Genomic DNA, 407 nt, shown 5'->3' on the forward strand with positions numbered 1-407 from the left:
GCGCCAGAGCGAAGATTTTCGCCAGCATGGCGTTGCCCCCGAGCAGATCGAGGCGCTGATTGCCAAACGCTGCCAACAGCAGTTGCGCCAGCGTCAAACCCGGGTGATCAACGCCACCGGCACCCTGGTGCATACCAATCTGGGGCGTTCGCCGCTCTGTAGCGAACTGTGGGACGAAGTGCGCGACCTCAACACCGGCTACAACAATCTGGAGCTGGATCTCGCCACCGGCAAACGCGGCGGGCGCAAGGGGCTGATCTCTCCCCTGCTCCGTTGCCTCACCCAGGCCGAAGATTCGCTGGTGGTCAACAACAACGCTGCTTCCCTCTTCCTGTTGCTGCAGGAGGTGGCCAAGGGGCGCGAGGTGATCGTCTCGCGCGGCGAGCAGATCCAGATTGGCGGTGGCT

At 63.4% G+C, this 407-nt stretch carries 1 pseudogene; it reads left to right on the forward strand.

Annotated elements, in window-relative coordinates:
* Positions 1-407, forward strand: a pseudogene (locus DBR30_RS22095) (L-seryl-tRNA(Sec) selenium transferase); the annotation flags it as partial.

The organism is Aeromonas sp. HMWF017, from assembly GCF_003061465.1.
GTDB classification, from domain to species: domain Bacteria; phylum Pseudomonadota; class Gammaproteobacteria; order Enterobacterales; family Aeromonadaceae; genus Aeromonas; species Aeromonas veronii.